Annotated in this window: 14 protein-coding genes; 5 read left to right on the plus strand and 9 right to left on the minus strand. The window is 57.8% G+C overall.

Features of this window, described 5'->3' with window-relative positions; all coding sequences use genetic code 11:
* Positions 1 to 55: 55 nt before the first annotated feature.
* Entirely contained in the window at positions 56 to 748 is a 693-nt protein-coding gene (locus ACVW0B_RS07110; RefSeq protein ID WP_457393274.1) for a response regulator transcription factor, read from the minus strand.
* A 207-nt stretch (positions 749 to 955) separates the two neighbouring features.
* Between ACVW0B_RS07110 and ACVW0B_RS07115 the strand changes: the two genes are divergently transcribed.
* The gene (locus ACVW0B_RS07115) at positions 956 to 1,771 is read left to right on the plus strand and encodes a Uma2 family endonuclease (RefSeq protein ID WP_457393272.1); all 816 of its coding nucleotides are present in this window, start codon (positions 956 to 958) and stop codon (positions 1,769 to 1,771) included.
* A gap of 8 nt (positions 1,772 to 1,779) precedes the next feature.
* On the opposite strand, the gene ACVW0B_RS07120 is transcribed toward ACVW0B_RS07115, so the two are convergent.
* On the minus strand, positions 1,780 to 2,961 hold the full coding sequence (locus ACVW0B_RS07120; protein WP_457491313.1) for a glycosyltransferase: 1,182 nt from the start codon (positions 2,959 to 2,961) through the stop codon (positions 1,780 to 1,782).
* Positions 2,962 to 3,114: 153 nt separating this feature from the next.
* On the opposite strand from ACVW0B_RS07120, the gene ACVW0B_RS07125 reads away from it, so the two are divergent.
* Positions 3,115 to 3,462: an STAS domain-containing protein gene (locus tag ACVW0B_RS07125; RefSeq protein ID WP_457491314.1), complete on the plus strand. Its 348-nt coding sequence runs from the start codon at positions 3,115 to 3,117 to the stop codon at positions 3,460 to 3,462.
* 79 nt (positions 3,463 to 3,541) lie between these two features.
* On the opposite strand, the gene ACVW0B_RS07130 is transcribed toward ACVW0B_RS07125, so the two are convergent.
* Positions 3,542 to 4,366, minus strand: coding sequence for a tetratricopeptide repeat protein (locus ACVW0B_RS07130; protein WP_457474411.1), 825 nt, complete (start codon positions 4,364 to 4,366; stop codon positions 3,542 to 3,544).
* Positions 4,367 to 4,661: 295 nt separating this feature from the next.
* Between ACVW0B_RS07130 and ACVW0B_RS07135 the strand changes: the two genes are divergently transcribed.
* Positions 4,662 to 5,816 carry an RNA-guided endonuclease InsQ/TnpB family protein gene (locus tag ACVW0B_RS07135; protein WP_457491315.1) on the plus strand — a complete coding sequence of 385 codons (1,155 nt, stop codon included), beginning with the start codon at positions 4,662 to 4,664 and terminating at the stop codon, positions 5,814 to 5,816.
* A gap of 28 nt (positions 5,817 to 5,844) precedes the next feature.
* Entirely contained in the window at positions 5,845 to 6,522 is a 678-nt protein-coding gene (locus tag ACVW0B_RS07140; protein ID WP_457474372.1) for an adenylate/guanylate cyclase domain-containing protein, read from the plus strand.
* 9 nt (positions 6,523 to 6,531) lie between these two features.
* Here ACVW0B_RS07140 and ACVW0B_RS07145 read toward each other — a convergent pair whose 3' ends face one another.
* From ACVW0B_RS07145 to rpsO, 5 genes are all read right to left on the minus strand, one after another.
* Positions 6,532 to 8,313 carry an NADPH-dependent assimilatory sulfite reductase hemoprotein subunit gene (locus ACVW0B_RS07145; RefSeq protein WP_457491316.1) on the minus strand — a complete coding sequence of 594 codons (1,782 nt, stop codon included), beginning with the start codon at positions 8,311 to 8,313 and terminating at the stop codon, positions 6,532 to 6,534.
* Positions 8,314 to 8,466: 153 nt separating this feature from the next.
* Positions 8,467 to 10,494 (minus strand): ABC transporter ATP-binding protein/permease, encoded by a 2,028-nt coding sequence (locus ACVW0B_RS07150; RefSeq protein ID WP_457491317.1) that lies wholly within the window; start codon positions 10,492 to 10,494, stop codon positions 8,467 to 8,469.
* Between the two features lie 82 nt (positions 10,495 to 10,576).
* The gene (gene larC / locus ACVW0B_RS07155; RefSeq protein WP_457491318.1) at positions 10,577 to 11,770 is read right to left on the minus strand and encodes a nickel pincer cofactor biosynthesis protein LarC; all 1,194 of its coding nucleotides are present in this window, start codon (positions 11,768 to 11,770) and stop codon (positions 10,577 to 10,579) included.
* 96 nt (positions 11,771 to 11,866) lie between these two features.
* Positions 11,867 to 12,304, minus strand: coding sequence for a photosystem II biosynthesis protein (locus tag ACVW0B_RS07160; protein ID WP_457491319.1), 438 nt, complete (start codon positions 12,302 to 12,304; stop codon positions 11,867 to 11,869).
* Positions 12,305 to 12,340: 36 nt separating this feature from the next.
* A complete protein-coding gene (rpsO, locus tag ACVW0B_RS07165; RefSeq protein WP_011431855.1) occupies positions 12,341 to 12,616 on the minus strand; it encodes a 30S ribosomal protein S15 in 276 nt (91 codons plus the stop codon).
* Positions 12,617 to 12,708: 92 nt separating this feature from the next.
* Here rpsO and ACVW0B_RS07170 point away from each other — a divergent pair, with 92 nt between their 5' ends.
* Positions 12,709 to 13,392 carry a HEAT repeat domain-containing protein gene (locus ACVW0B_RS07170; protein WP_414329553.1) on the plus strand — a complete coding sequence of 228 codons (684 nt, stop codon included), beginning with the start codon at positions 12,709 to 12,711 and terminating at the stop codon, positions 13,390 to 13,392.
* 4 nt (positions 13,393 to 13,396) lie between these two features.
* On the opposite strand, the gene apcD is transcribed toward ACVW0B_RS07170, so the two are convergent.
* A complete protein-coding gene (gene apcD, locus ACVW0B_RS07175) occupies positions 13,397 to 13,882 on the minus strand; it encodes an allophycocyanin subunit alpha-B (RefSeq protein WP_011431857.1) in 486 nt (161 codons plus the stop codon).
* Positions 13,883 to 13,998: the final 116 nt, after the last annotated feature.

The following is a 13,998-nucleotide window of genomic DNA, read 5'->3' on the forward strand; positions in this document are numbered from 1 at the left end:
AGTGCTGTCGCAGAACCAGGAACCAGAATCCTTGCTCTTTGGGGCGGGGGGCATGTCAATCGCGCAACACGTAGCCTACCCCGCGCACCGTCTGGATAAGGCGCTTCTCCCCTGGGCCTTCGATCTTGAGGCGCAAGTAGCGAATATAGACCTCGATGATATTGGAGTCGCCCGTGAAGTCGCAGCCCCACACATGCTCTAAGATCTGTTGGCGGGTGAGCACCTGACGGGGGTGTTCCATCAAGTAGCGCAACAGGTCGTATTCTTTGGCCGTCAGCTCCACCTGTCGCTCTCCCCGGGTTACCTCCCGCGTTACGGGATCCAGAATCAGATCCATGAACACCAACTGGCCGTCGCGGGATCGCCTTGGCTGCCGCAAATAGATCCGTATCCGAGCCAGCAGCTCCTGAATGCTGAAAGGCTTGACCACGTAGTCATCCGCCCCAGCGTCCAAGCTTGCTGCCCGATCCGCCACCTCATCTCTGGCGGTCATCAGCACCACGGGCACGCGGTTGCCCGTTGAGCGCAGCTGCCGACAAAGGTCCAGGCCTGAGATCCCGGGCAACATCCAGTCCAGCAGCACCAAGTCAGGGCTATGGTTGCGGGCTGCCGCCAACCCCGCCGTGCCATCGCTGGCCACACTGACTCGATATCCCTCACCGGCCAGCTCGGTCTCTAGGAAACGGGCCAGCTTGGATTCGCTTTCGATCACCAGGATGTGGGCAGAAGTGGGTTCAAGTTCTGGCATACGCTCTCTTGCTGAATCCAAGGAAGACGCCGAAAAACTTGCTCATTGCCCCCAAGCATATCTCAACCGTATGGATTGGCAGTCGAGATGACTGAATCCGTCCTAGCCTGCAACAGCCTTGTGGAATTGCCTGGGGTTGATATCAGCAAGTGCTTTGAGTTATTCAAAAGGCATTCATGTACCTTCTCACCATGAGTATCCTAAGCCATGACCCTCTCTCCTGTTCGGCTCACCCCGCCCCTACCTCCCATTCGATGGGAAAAACTGCCGGAAGACTTTCCCTTGCCGGATGAGCCTGTGGAAAGCACCTTACAGCCCCTTTTGGCTGCTGCTCTGCGTGAGGCATTGGAACTCGCTCAGATGATCCCTGCCCAGGCTTTGATCGCCTCCAACTTTGGCCTTTGCAGCACTGTCGGGGACAAGGTGGTGGTGAAAGCCCCCGACTGGGTTTATGTGCCCGCAGTACAGCCGATTCCCGAAGGAGAGATCCGCCGCAGCTATACCCCACACTTAGAAGGGAATCCCCCGGCGATTGTGATGGAATTCATCTCCGAAACCGAGGGCGGCGAGTACTCCATCAATCCCCACTATCCCTATGGAAAATGGTATTTCTACGAGCGCATTTTGCAGGTGCCTGTCTATGTAATCTTTCATCCCAAAACCGGTGAGCTGGATGTCTACCGCCTGGAGAATGGCCGCTATACCCCTGTATCGGCGGATGAAAACCGTCGCTACTGGATCCCGGAGATTGGCTTGTTTTTGGGGGTGTGGCGGGGACAAAAAGCCGAGACCAAAGCCAACTGGTTGCGGTGGTGGACTGCCGATGGGAGTTTGCTGCTGTGGGGGAGTGAACATATAGAGCAGGAGCGGCAGCGGGCCGAACAGGAGCGGCAGCGGGCTGAACAGGAACGGCAACGGGCCGAGGCGGCAGAGGCAGCTCTCGAACAGGCCCGTCTGGAACAGCAGCGCCTAGCCGCGAAATTGCGGGAGTTGGGCGTGGATCCCGAGGCAATAGCCGATTGAGGGCTCTCCTAGTAGGTGCGCCCGCGCCAAGAGCGGGGCCGGCTGAGGGCAGATAGGATTATCCGCAGAACGGCCAAGGGATCCGCCAGAGGCGACATCCAGAACGTCCAAGGGGGATCCTGATAGGAGCCGCGAATGCCCAGCAGTACACCTAAGCGCAGAATCAGTAAGCCTAGGTTAAGCCCCAGCAGCACCTGCTCCGTCAGGGAAAAGGGAAACCCCATCCCGGCTTTGCCCAACAGCCCTACAACCACCGGCCCAGGGATCCCTTGGGTGAGGACGAGGAGAGCTATATCCCCCCACAACTGGGCCACAGGGGTGGCATCTTTCAAATCGAGGGATCGGCCCCACTCTCGCCAAGTTTCGCCAAAAGAAGTGTACATGCGCACCTTGAGCAGGTGCCGACCGTCGTAAAAAGCTACTTTAAAGCCGGCTGCCGCAATCTGCCGCACCAAGGTGACATCGTCACAGAAGGAGGCCCGCGCCAGCGTGTAGCCGTTCATGGCTTCCAGCACCGACCGGCGCACTAGCATACATTGCCCATTGGCCATCGTCCGTTCCGGCAGGGTAGCCCTGTCTCCGGCTGCCCCATAGCGATAGATCAGGGTCACCAAAAGAGCCGGCTGCAGCCAGCCTTCCCCCCAGTGCTGCAGGATAAACTGCGGTGCCAGGGTGATTAGATCCAGACCTTGGGCCTGGGCGGTTTCCAGCAGGCGCTCCACCAATCCTGGCTGGGGACGGGTATCGGCATCAATGCCCAGGATCCACTCAGAGGCCGGATCCGACTGGAGAAATCCATAGTGCAAGGCCCAGGGGCGGCCCACCCATCCGTTGGGCAAGGGATCGTCGGTTACCAGACGGAAGCGCGGATCCCGCTTGGCCATCTGCAGCACTTTTTCGGGGGTGCCATCTTGAGAGCGGCTGTCCACCACCAGCACCTCCCGCAGGACGGAGCTCTGTTGGTGCAATCCTTCCAGGCAGGGATCGATGCGCTCGGCTTCGTTGAGGGTGGGCAACAACACGCTGACCAAGCCCGGCTGCAAAGGGATCCCAGGCTGACCGGGAGGCAGAGGGGAAGGGCGCCGCAAAGAGGGCAGCAGCCGCGCCAGCAGCACCGCCAGCATCGGCACTTGCATAACCAATAGGCTCAGGGCGGCAGCATCTCCAGCCCAGGCAGGGATCCCGTTCATGCCAGTTCTAACCTGTAAGGGAAAAGTGTCCAAGAATGCTTGCAAGAGAAGCCCAGGGAGGACAAACTCATACTCATGGTGATTTAGCAATTCAAAATCAGTCTGGTTGCATCGTGCCTGTGCCCATCCCCCGTCAAACCTGCCGGGCTTTTCATGGATGTCTTCATCCAGCTCAGCCACAAGGGATCCCCTGTTACGGTTGTGAAATTGCACAGTGAAAGGCTCAACGCCGCGATTGCCCGCGAGGTACGGAAAGAGCTAAGCCAAATTCTCACCGAGAAACCGGGACATTTCTTGTTGGATCTTAGTCAGGTTAGCCTGATCGACAGCATGGGGTTGTCGGTTCTGGTTTGGGCGCATCGCCATTGCCGCACTTTAGGCTATCAACTCAAGTTCTGCGGCCTGCAGGAGCAAGTCAAGCTGCTCTTCTCCATCGTCGGTTTGGATACCATTTACGAAATCTACCCCTCTGTAGAAAAGGCGCTTGAGTCTTTTCCGTAGCTCTCCCTATCGGGTCAACTGAGAACCGTCAGGGATCAGCTTCTCAACACCTGGATTAGCCTAACGGTTGAAAACCTGCTCAGGGGGAGGGGTTGCTGTTTTGGTTCTCGACCGTCTGGGGCCGGTTCACCTGAGCATAAATCTCTGCTTGCTGCTGGATTTGCTCCCGAACTTGGGGCGGGGCCAGCCGGGCTGCTTGCTCAAACAGCTCAGGCGCTTTTGCCCGTAGGTTTTCATCGGTGGCAGAGCTGAGGGCTATGGCTTTGCCGAGCACGGGAGTGAAATCACTGGGATCCGCCGCAATCAACTTGTCGTAGAGGACTACAGCTTTCTCAGTCTGGTTGTTGCGGGCGTAGACAAAGGCCAAGCGCAAACGTACATCATTATCTTCCGGCACTTCTTCAAGATGCTTCTCCAGCAGGGCAATGGCCTCAGAGGTGCGGCCCAGGGTTAGCTGCACATCCACCAACTGCTGCAGCACCTGGCCATCTTTGGGATCCCCCTCGTAAAGGATCTGGAGCTGTTCTAATGCCCCTTCAAAATCCCCCGTATCCTGTTGGATTTGGGCCAAAAAAGCTCGCAGTTGCCGATTTTTGGGCTCCAGTTCCACCAGCTTCTTCAGCGGCTCAATGGCCCCTTGCGGCTCGTTGAGCTGCAGTTGGGTGTCGATCAACCCCCGCAGGGCAATGGGGTTATCCGGCTCCCGCTCCAGCACGACGCGATAGCCGTCTGCCTGGGCCCGCAGTTGCTCGGTTACCAGGCTGGCCTCTGGAGATTCGGAAGGCCCGAGGGCCTGGAATAGCGGGCCAAAGGAGAAGCCCAAGAAAGTTACCGTGCCCACCACCAGCAGCAAAATGTTGAGGAGCTTGCGGGCTGGGGATTCTTGGGGTTTGGACTGAGGCATAAAGGGCTCGCGCAGAAGACTCCTCTGTACTCTATCATCGGCGCCGGGGCAGGCTGCGGGGTGAGGTTACCCAATACCCAAAACTTTTGAAAACAGCATCCAAGGGGAGGGCAATGCCGTACCGAGTTTAGGTATTGCTGAACGTTTTTGCCACCCCTCACTCCCTCTTAACCATGCGGATCACCAAATTTTCGGGCTGGAGGCCCGCACCATAGCCGCAGGCTTGGTGTCGGGAGGAAAGCCCTCCTCCATATAGGTTTGCTGGTCAAAAGTCTGGATAAACTACAATAAGCCCATGAGCCAGACTATCTCTGTACGTTGCAAGCTGATAGTCCCACAAGAGTTGCGTCAAGAAATTGACCGCACTTTGCAGGGCTTTGCGAACGCTTGCAACCAGATTCTCGACACCGCCAAACAAAAGAACTGCTGGAACACCGCCAAGCTGCACCACTTGGTCTATCGGCCGGTAAGGGCAGCAACGGGGCTGAAAGCCAACCACGTCTGTCAGGCGCTCCGTCGGGTGATTAGCAATGCCAAGGCGGTGAAGCAAGTCCACAAGTTCCGCCCCACCAGCCTGACCTTGGACGCTCGTACTTTTAAGTACCGAGAGTCCGACCAAGCCGTGGGCGTGACCCTGATGAGCGGACGGGTTTGGCTCAAGCTCAAGATTGGCAGCTATCAAATCGCTTTGCTGCAGGGGCAAACGCCCACCAGCGCTACTCTGTCCAAGACCAAGCAAGGGGACTACTACATCAACATCGCTGTTGAGCTGGACACTCCCCCAACCGGCAAAACTCCAAAGGTAATCGGAGTTGACTTGGGCAGGCGGGATATCGCCACCGCTAGCAACGGGCGCTCTTGGAGTGGAGAGCACATCCAGGCCGTCCGTGACCGGTTCAGCCGTGTACGCGCCAAGGTTCAATCCAAACGCACTCGCAGCTCTAGGAGGCTGCTGAGAAGGCTCTCTGGGAGAGAACGGCGCTACCAGACATGGCTGAACCACAACATCAGCAAAACCTTGGTCAGAGATGCCCAGGCTATTGGTGCAGCACTGGCTTTTGAAGACTTGACAGGGATCAGAGATTGCTTGAATCAGAAACCTCGGAGCAAGACTGAGCGGCGCAGGACTAACAACTGGGCGTTCTACCAGCTCAGGATGTTTGTAGCCTACAAGGCTGCCATTGCTGGGGTGCCTGTGGTGCTGGTGCCGCCTGCCTATACCAGTCAGACCTGCCACAAATGCCTGCACATCCACCCTGAGCGGGGTAAATCCTACCGCAATGGCAAGTCGTTCAAGTGTGGACATTGTGGGTGGGAAGGGGATGCTGACCATAACGCTGCTCAAGTAATCTCTCTCCTTGGGGCGACTGTAAACTCGCCTGAAATTCCGAAACTTAGCTGTCCTCTGGGGCCGCTAGGGATTGGGATAAAGCCCGCACCCTGCGCATAGCGCGGGTGTCGGGTAGTTTACCGCCGCCATTCTCAGCGCTTCCCTGCGGGGGACGGCCAACTTCGACGAGGAGAACTTTCCCTACGATGTTGTCTACACCTTGGGTCGCTACTTCGCCCAAATGGGGGCCTTGGTGCAGCAATATGGGGGAGTACTGGCCAACCAGAGCGGGCTGAGAAGTCTGGCTTTGTTTGGCTTAAAACAACCCGAGCTGGCCGTACAGCAGGCACTGCAGGCGGGATTGGCGCTTGGACAGTCGGCGGCGGAGTTGAATAGGTCTCTGCGGCAACTCTCCTACCCCCAGGTTAAGCTCACCCTCGGGATCCACCACGGCCCGGTTCTTCTGCTCCCCATTGATCCCCAAGATCCGCAGCGGCTGTCTGCCTTTGGCAAGTCGGTCAATGTTGCCACCTGGCTGGAGTCGGTTGAGGATGTTTCGCAAGGGGGGGAACAGTCTGAGGAACAGAGCTCCCGGTTGCTCATCTCGGCAGCTGTGTATCGAGCCGTGGAAGGGCAACTCCTGCAGGTGGAGCCTCTTTCGGTGAAACCCGTTCCCAACGCCAAACCCATCCGAGTCTACAGGGTGCATCCCAACCCCGTCAGCTTGCCGACTGGCGAGGAGCAAGCTCCAGAAGCAACCAAGCCTGAACCGCTTGGATGGCTGGAAGCGCTCCGGGAATGGCTACAGGCTTGGTCTCGTTTTTGAGGGATCCCTTTAGGCAAAAACGCCATCCCTTTGCTGAACTTGGGCCTGCAAATAGGGGATCCCCACCCGATGGCAGTAATCTCCAAAGCTCTCGCCAGGACGGCGCTCCTGCTTGTAGGCCTGCAGGAGAACTCTCATCAGCGGCACGATCTGGCTGATGTGTACCCGATCCTGAAACACTTGCGCCAGGCGATCCCCCTGCGGGCTGGCTCCCAGCCAAATCTGGTAGTAGCCATCGGGGGCGGATCCCACCAATCCCAGCTCGGCCAGGTAGGGTCGGGCACAGCCGTTGGGGCAGCCGGTCATGCGTACCAAGAAGGGCGAATCTTGCAGATCCAGCTCCTGCAACAGCTGATCCAACTGGCGCACCAGCCCCGGCAAAGCTCGCTCCGACTCAGTAATGGCCAAGCCGCAAGTGGGCAGCGCCGGACAGGCCATCGACAGCCGCACCAGTTGAGGGATCTCTTCCTTGGAAAGCACCCCGTGGGATTTGAGGATCTGGTTGATGGCATCCCGCTGCTGCTCCGCAATGTCGATGAAAAGTAAATCCTGAGTGGGGGTCAGCCGCACGTGCAGAGAAAAGGCTTCCACAATCCGGCGCAGTGCCGTCTTGAGCTGTCGCTCTGGGGTGTCCTGGATGCGGCCATTTTCAATGGAGATGCCCAAAAACCAACGGCCATCCCCCTGCTCGTGCCAGCCTAGGTAGTCGTCGCTGTTGGGGACAAACTTGGGCATGCGCCGGAAGGGCAATAACTTCTCCCCCAGGTACTGCTCGACCACACGGCGAAACTTGCGGATCCCCCAGTCTCTCACCAGATACTTCAGCCGCGCCTGCTTGCGATCGTGCCGGTTGCCGTAGTCCCGCTGCACGGCCAAAACCGCTTGGCAAACCCGATACACCGCCTCCGGAGGGGCAAAGCAGAGCTTCTGGGCCAAAAGGGGCTGGGTTTCTTCCTTGCCGTGGGTACGCCCCATCCCGCCACCTACCACAATGTTGAAGCCCTTGAGGTTGCCCTTGCGGTCGGTGAGCACAATCAAGCCCAGGTCCTGGGAGTACACATCTACCGTGTTTTCCCCAGCTACGGTGATGGCTGTCTTGAACTTGCGGGGCAAATAGACGGGGCCATACAGGGGTTCTGGGCCCTCTAACCTCACCCCGTTGCCGACAAACTTCTCGGCTTCCACCACTTCCTCATCCACCGGCGGGATGGGAACCGGCTCCCCATCCACCCAGATCTCGTAGTAGGCAGAGGTTTTTGGAGCCAACAGATCCGCCAGCTTGCGGGCATACTCTTGGGCATAGCGATAGGCAGGGCGATTTTTGTAGGGGGCCACCGGTGCCATCACGTTGCGGTTGACATCGCCGCAGGCGGCCAGGGTGGATCCCATCTGTTTGAGAATGCTGGCTATGGTGGCCTTGAGGTTTTTCTTGAGGATCCCATGCAACTGAAAGGTTTGCCGCGTTGTGGCTCGCAGGGTGCCATTGCCGTACTCATCGGCCAGCCGATCCAAGGTCAAGTAAAGCTGGGGGGGCACGTGTCCCCCTGGGATGCGGGTGCGCAACATCATCGAATAGGCCCGCTCCAGCCCCTCCTGCTTTCGCTGCTGCCGCCGATCCCGGTCATCCTGCTGGTAAGCGCCATGGAACTTGAGCACCTGCACCGCCGCCTCGCTGAAATGGGTGGTGTCTTGGGCCAGCTCCTGCTGAAGGGGATCCCGTAGAAAGTGGCTGTCTGCCTTGATCTGCTCCACCTTGGAACGCTTGGCCTCGGATGGGATCATGGGGGGCATTGATAATCTCCAGTAAACCGGTCGGAATACTTGTGAATAACAAGCTATCACCTCCTTTGAAGAGCGTCCAGTTGGAAAAGTCAGCCTCCTATCCGGGTTTTGTTCCAAACCCGCAAAGCTTGTCATTTGAGTCAGCTGGAGATGTCGGCGCTGCTAGCTGGCCAGGGCTAGGCGGGCACCGTACTCCTGCACCGACCACAGTTGCCAGGCACAATTCCCCTGCAGCTCCAAAACCAGGTCGTGGTAGGCCAAGAGGGTGGGACGATGGCCGACGCTGATGTAGGTGGTGTTCAAGTGTTGCAGTTGCAGGTAGAGCAGTTTTTCGTTGGCCACATCCAGGGCGCTGGTGGCCTCGTCCAAGATGGCGTAGCGGGGCTGGGTGATCAAAATGCGGGCGAAGGCAAGGCGCTGCTGCTCCCCAAGGGAGAGGGTGCTGGCCCAATCTTTCTCCACATCAAAGCCGCCCACCCGCTCCGGCAAGTCCCCCAAGTTCACCTGGGCCAAGACTCGGATGAGATCTTCATCGGTGAGGTCTCGGCGGCGTTTGGGATAGAGCAGTTGATCCCGCAGGGATCCCAGCAGCATATAGGGTTTCTGGGGCAAAAAGAGCATCTCCTGAGTATCTGGGCGGGCGATGGATCCCTGGCCGTTGGTCCATAGGCCGGCAATGGCCCGCAACAGGGAACTTTTGCCGCTGCCGCTAACACCGACAATCAGCAGCCGCTGGCCGGCTTCCAAGGCGAAGGAGAGATCCCGCACCAGGGTTCGTTCTGAATTGGGGGTGAGCAAAGTGACGTGGTTTAGCGCCAATTGCTGGGCAATGCGAGTTTGAATGTTGCTTTCCCGAGCGCCGGTGTGGCGCAGCGCCGGATCTTCCAGAGACTCGTGAAAGGAGCCTAAGCGGTTGATCCCAGCGGCAAAACTGGAAATGCTTTGAATCTGGTTGGCCACAATGGAGAGGGCGCTCAACACCTGGCTGAAGGCAATGGTGGCTTGGGTAATGGTGCCGAAGTCTCGCACGCCGCTGAAATAAAGGGGAGCCACGATGACATAGGGCACAATGCGGGTGAAATAGTTGTAGGCGTATTGGAAAATATCGATGATGGCCTGCCAGATGATCAGCAAATTAAAATTGCGCAAGGCCGCACCAAAGCGATGCAAAATTTGCCTGAGTTCTTGATCCTCTCCCTGGTAGAAGGCAATGGACTCGGCATTATCCCGCACGTGCACTAAGCTGTAGCGAAAATCGGCTTCGTAGCGCAGTTGATCGAAGTTAATTTTGATCAGCTTGCGACCAGCCAAAATGGCAATGGCGGTACCAATGGTGGCATAGACCACCAGCCCCAACGCCAACGGACGAGAAATGCCATAGAGAATGCCAGTAAAAGCATAGAGGGTGAGAATCGAGTCGAGAATGTCCAACAGGAAGGAGAGGGTGGTGCCGGTAAAGGAGCGAACATCCTCGGAAATGCGCTGGTCGGGGTTGTCGATTTCGGTGTTGGCGGCGTTGGAATCCAGCTCGTAGTAAGCCCGCTGATTGAAGTAGCGATCCAGAAAATGATCGGTCAGCCATTCTCGCCAAAACAGCCCTAGCTTGAGGCGAGTGTAGCGGTAGATCACCAAAATCGGAATGGCTGAGATAATCAGCACTCCATAAATAATCAAAAACTGCCAGAAAGTGGGCTCTTCTTTTTGCTGCAGAGCTGTGTCGATAAACCGAAAGATAAAGCTAATCATCACGTTCAGCCGGTTGACCGTCAGCGACAGAAACAGCAAAAAGGTGAGCAGCGCCCACTGCAACCAGCGCTGGCAAAGCTGCCGCCACGCCGCCCCAAAACAAAGGCTGCTCAGAGCCAAGCTGATCGCGGCTACCCACAGCACCGGCGAGGACAAGTTTCTCTCCGTTTGGGCCACCAATCCGGCTGCCACATTGGTAAAAAACTCTGGGAACAGGGCCTGACCGACCAAAGTCACCCCAATCTCCACAAAGAACATCAGGGCAACCACAAACACCATGGCCGCTGCCAGCAAGCCCAAAAAGATCCAGCCCCCATAGCGCACTCTGGGGTAAAAGTAGGGCTGGGCCACGGTGATAAACCGATCCCACAGTTTGCGGTCGAAGTTAAATTGAGAGGCTTGGGATTCCATTTTTGCGGTCGGCGGAGAGAGCAAGATCGACATCTCCCAGGCTAGCAGGCCATGGGTGCCAATCTGTGTTCAACAGGAGCGGATTCATTGGGGGTGGAACAGGTTCAGTGTCTCTTCAACCTTGCAACCGGTTTTGCCAAGCCGATTGGGCCGCCAGCCACACCGTCTGAACCGGCACGTGAAACTCCTGGGCGCGGGCCACACAGTCGCGAAACTCCGGCTGAGCGTTGACGATGCGGCCATGGTGGCGGGCTACCTTGATGTCTACCAGGCCGTAAGGGGTTTCCACCCGCTCAATGACCCGCTCCAGCAGGGTGCGCTGCTGTTGGAAGTGGCGAATGCCCAGGGTGGTGGTCTCCCGGAAGATGAGATCTTGACACTCCGGCACCCGATCCGGCGGACAGATGACGGTAAGCAGGATCCCCGGTCGCCCCTGTTTCATGGTGATCGGCTGGGTAAACACGTCCCAGGCCCCCAGGGCCAACAACTGCTCGCAGGTGTAGGCAATCACTTGGGGGTTGAGATCGTCAATTTGGGTCTGCAACACCGATACCGTTTCCGTTAGCTCTCCCCCATCGGCTTCCCCAATCCACAGACGAAACACGTTGGGAATGGGCAGCTCTTGGGCACCGGCCCCACGCCCCACTTTTTCCACCCGCATCGGCGGACAGGGGCCAAACTCTTCCGCCAACGCCACAGCCAAGGCTGCTCCTGTGGGGGTCACCAGCTCGGCTTCCACCCCGTTGCTGAACACCGGCACGCGGCCCATTTCCCACAACTCGATCACCGCCGGCACCGGCACGGCCAATTTGCCATGCTCTGTGCTCACCCAGCCGCCCCCAATAGGATGGGGGGATGACAACACCCGCTCCACCTGCAGCCAATCCAGGCCAATGCAAGTGCCGACAATATCCACCAAAGCATCCACTGCCCCCACTTCGTGAAAGTGCACTTTTTCCACAGGCATCTGATGGACTTTTGCTTCCGCCTGCGCCAACTTTTCAAACACCGCCAAGCTGCGGGCCTTAATGGCTGGGGAAAGCTGGGATCCCGCGATCAAAGCCTGAATCTCTGCCCAATGCCGAGCAGGGGATCCCCCACTCTGGGATCCCAGCACCTCCACCACAGCTTGCAGAGCAGGCTGCCCACACCGCTGCACCCGGCTCACCTGCAGGCTATATTCCCCCTCGATGCCCAACGCCTGGAGCTGACGGTTGAGGTACTCCAAAGGCACCCCGCAATCCAGCAGGGCTCCTAGACACATATCGCCGGCAATGCCCGCCGCACAGTCGAAGTAGGCTATTTTCATGCTGGAGAACTGGGGGTAGCCGCTGCCGCCAGAATGGACTTGGATCCCTCTTGATTGTAGGCAGCAACCGGCCTGGAAAAGGCGACGGGAGAGCAGTTAGGCTTCCCTAGAGTCAGAAGATTCAGAAGATCGAGCAGCAGATTCCCGCCACTGTTGGATGATGTTGCCCAAATTGCGCCGGAATTCTCCAATTCCCAGCAGGGATCCCGGCTCGGGATCCCAGGAAGCTGAGAACACACCGTAGCTGATGCCCAAAAAACCAAGGCCAAACAAAGTTAGCGACTCCGCCAAGGTGAAGTAAGGGGGCAGAGCGACCACATGGTTGGTCAAGAGATAGTAATTCACAAAAAAGCTGCTCAGGCCCAGCCCAGAAGGGATCCCAGAAAACACCAGAATCCGCCGCACCATCCGCCGGCTGACCTCAGGGGGAATCACGGCAACAGGCTCCTTCTTGGCCGGCTTCTTCTCCACCTCAACAGAGGCGGAGGGGGAGCGATGGCGAAAGGTTTTGGACTGGCGGCTGGATTTGCCCACGAAGACAGATCTCCGATAGCGTTTTGGATGGGCTGCCTACTTTTTCACCCGGATGTTCAGCCGTTCGGCCAGCTCCCGGAAGCGGTCAGGAGAATGCTTGGCGATGTAGTTGAGCAAACGCTTGCGACGACCGATCATCATCAGCAGGCCGCGGCGGGAGTTGAAATCCTTCGGGTTTCTCTGAAGGTGCTGAGAGAGCTGGTTGATGCGACTGGTGAGCAGAGCCACCTGAACCTCGGCAGAACCGGTGTCGGTGTCGTGCAGTCGATAGCTCTCAATGATCTGCTGCTTCTCTTGTTGCAATAAGGCCATAAGATCAAGGGACTGGATGCACTGCTTCAAGATAATAACATCGGCTTTTCCTCCCTCGCTATGGCCGAGGAGGGTTATGGAGAGAATGGGATATGACAACAACCTCTGGGGATCCTCCGGCACTGCCCGCTTTGCTGGAGCTGTTGAACTCACAAGACTTGGGAAATCGGCTGCGCGCTGTCAACAAAGCCAGAGAACTGCCTGGGCCAGAAGCCCTGACATTGCTGCAGCGAGCGATTCACGACGAGAATGCCCGCGTCCGTTATGCTGCCATCAGCCAGATGGGCACCCTGTCTGGCGTCGATCCGAACCTACTGTTGCCCATTTTGCAGCGCTCTTTGCGAGAGGATCCGGAGTTCGATGTGCGGGCTGCTGCCGCCGCTGCCCTGGGGGATCTCAAGCAGCCACAGGCCCTGGCCGATCTCCTGGAAGCTTATCGGCGAGAAACGGAGTGGCTGGTACGGTTTAGCATCATCGCTGCCCTGGGAGAGCTGGGGAACCCTGCCGCCTTCGACACTCTGGTGGAAGCTTTGCAGGACAAGAGCGAGCTGATCACCACAGCCGCTGCCGCTGCCTTGGGCGATCTGGGGGATCCGCGGGCCATCCCCTACCTGGATCCCCTCATTGATTCCGACGACTGGCAACTGCGCTACCGCGTCTGCATTGCCCTGGCCAAGTTGGGAACAGAAGCCGCTCGCGCCGGACTGACCCGGCTGGCCCAGGATTCCCAAGAACAGGTGGCCGTACATGCCCGGGCTGCCTTGGGATCCCTGTAGTTCCCTAGCTCATGGCATTGATGATGTAGTCAAAGTAAGGGGCGGCTTCAGCGGCTGCCGCCGGCTCCAACAAGCTGAGGGCAGCTTCCTTCAAAAAGACAATCGCATCGATCATGCCGGCGATGGGTACGTTGAGGGCATTGTACATTTCCCGCACCCCTATCAGGCCGATAGACTCAATCGGCTCTTTGCTGCCGGCAATAATGCCATAGGTCACCAGACGCAGATACCAGTCGTAATCTCGCAAACATTGGTTGTAGCGCTTGTCACCGTAGGCATTGCCACCGGGTTGCACGTACTCGGGCCGCTTGGCGAATAGCTGCTTCTGGGCCTGGTCGATGATGCGCTTTTTGTTTTCTGCTAACACCTGAGCGATTTGCAAGCGCCTCTCGCCGGTGGTCATGTAATTCCTGATGGCTTCCAGTTCGCTAACTGAGAGGTAACGCAGCTGGTCATCCGCGGTCTCGATGATCTGGTTGATCACGCTCACGGTAGGGATTCTCCTGTTTTCTAACTTGCTTTCAATTCGGTTCATCAATTCGCAACCCATCCCCCCAGCCCAAGGTCGGCCCAAGAGATGAGCAGGTAGCTCGGCAAGCCAGCGCC

It is taken from the genome of Thermostichus sp. MS-CIW-23, assembly GCF_054059455.1.

Coding starts and splice junctions, on each gene's coding strand:
- ACVW0B_RS07150 (WP_457491317.1), bottom strand. CDS start 10,494: ATGTCGATCTTGCTCTCTCCGCCGACCGCAAAAATGGAATCCCAAGCC.
- ACVW0B_RS07115 (WP_457393272.1), top strand. CDS start 956: ATGACCCTCTCTCCTGTTCGGCTCACCCCGCCCCTACCTCCCATTCGA.
- ACVW0B_RS07125 (WP_457491314.1), top strand. CDS start 3,115: ATGGATGTCTTCATCCAGCTCAGCCACAAGGGATCCCCTGTTACGGTT.
- ACVW0B_RS07120 (WP_457491313.1), bottom strand. CDS start 2,961: ATGAACGGGATCCCTGCCTGGGCTGGAGATGCTGCCGCCCTGAGCCTA.
- ACVW0B_RS07110 (WP_457393274.1), bottom strand. CDS start 748: ATGCCAGAACTTGAACCCACTTCTGCCCACATCCTGGTGATCGAAAGC.
- ACVW0B_RS07145 (WP_457491316.1), bottom strand. CDS start 8,313: ATGCCCCCCATGATCCCATCCGAGGCCAAGCGTTCCAAGGTGGAGCAG.
- ACVW0B_RS07135 (WP_457491315.1), top strand. CDS start 4,662: ATGAGCCAGACTATCTCTGTACGTTGCAAGCTGATAGTCCCACAAGAG.
- ACVW0B_RS07130 (WP_457474411.1), bottom strand. CDS start 4,366: ATGCCTCAGTCCAAACCCCAAGAATCCCCAGCCCGCAAGCTCCTCAAC.
- rpsO (WP_011431855.1), bottom strand. CDS start 12,616: ATGGCCTTATTGCAACAAGAGAAGCAGCAGATCATTGAGAGCTATCGA.
- larC (WP_457491318.1), bottom strand. CDS start 11,770: ATGAAAATAGCCTACTTCGACTGTGCGGCGGGCATTGCCGGCGATATG.
- ACVW0B_RS07170 (WP_414329553.1), top strand. CDS start 12,709: ATGACAACAACCTCTGGGGATCCTCCGGCACTGCCCGCTTTGCTGGAG.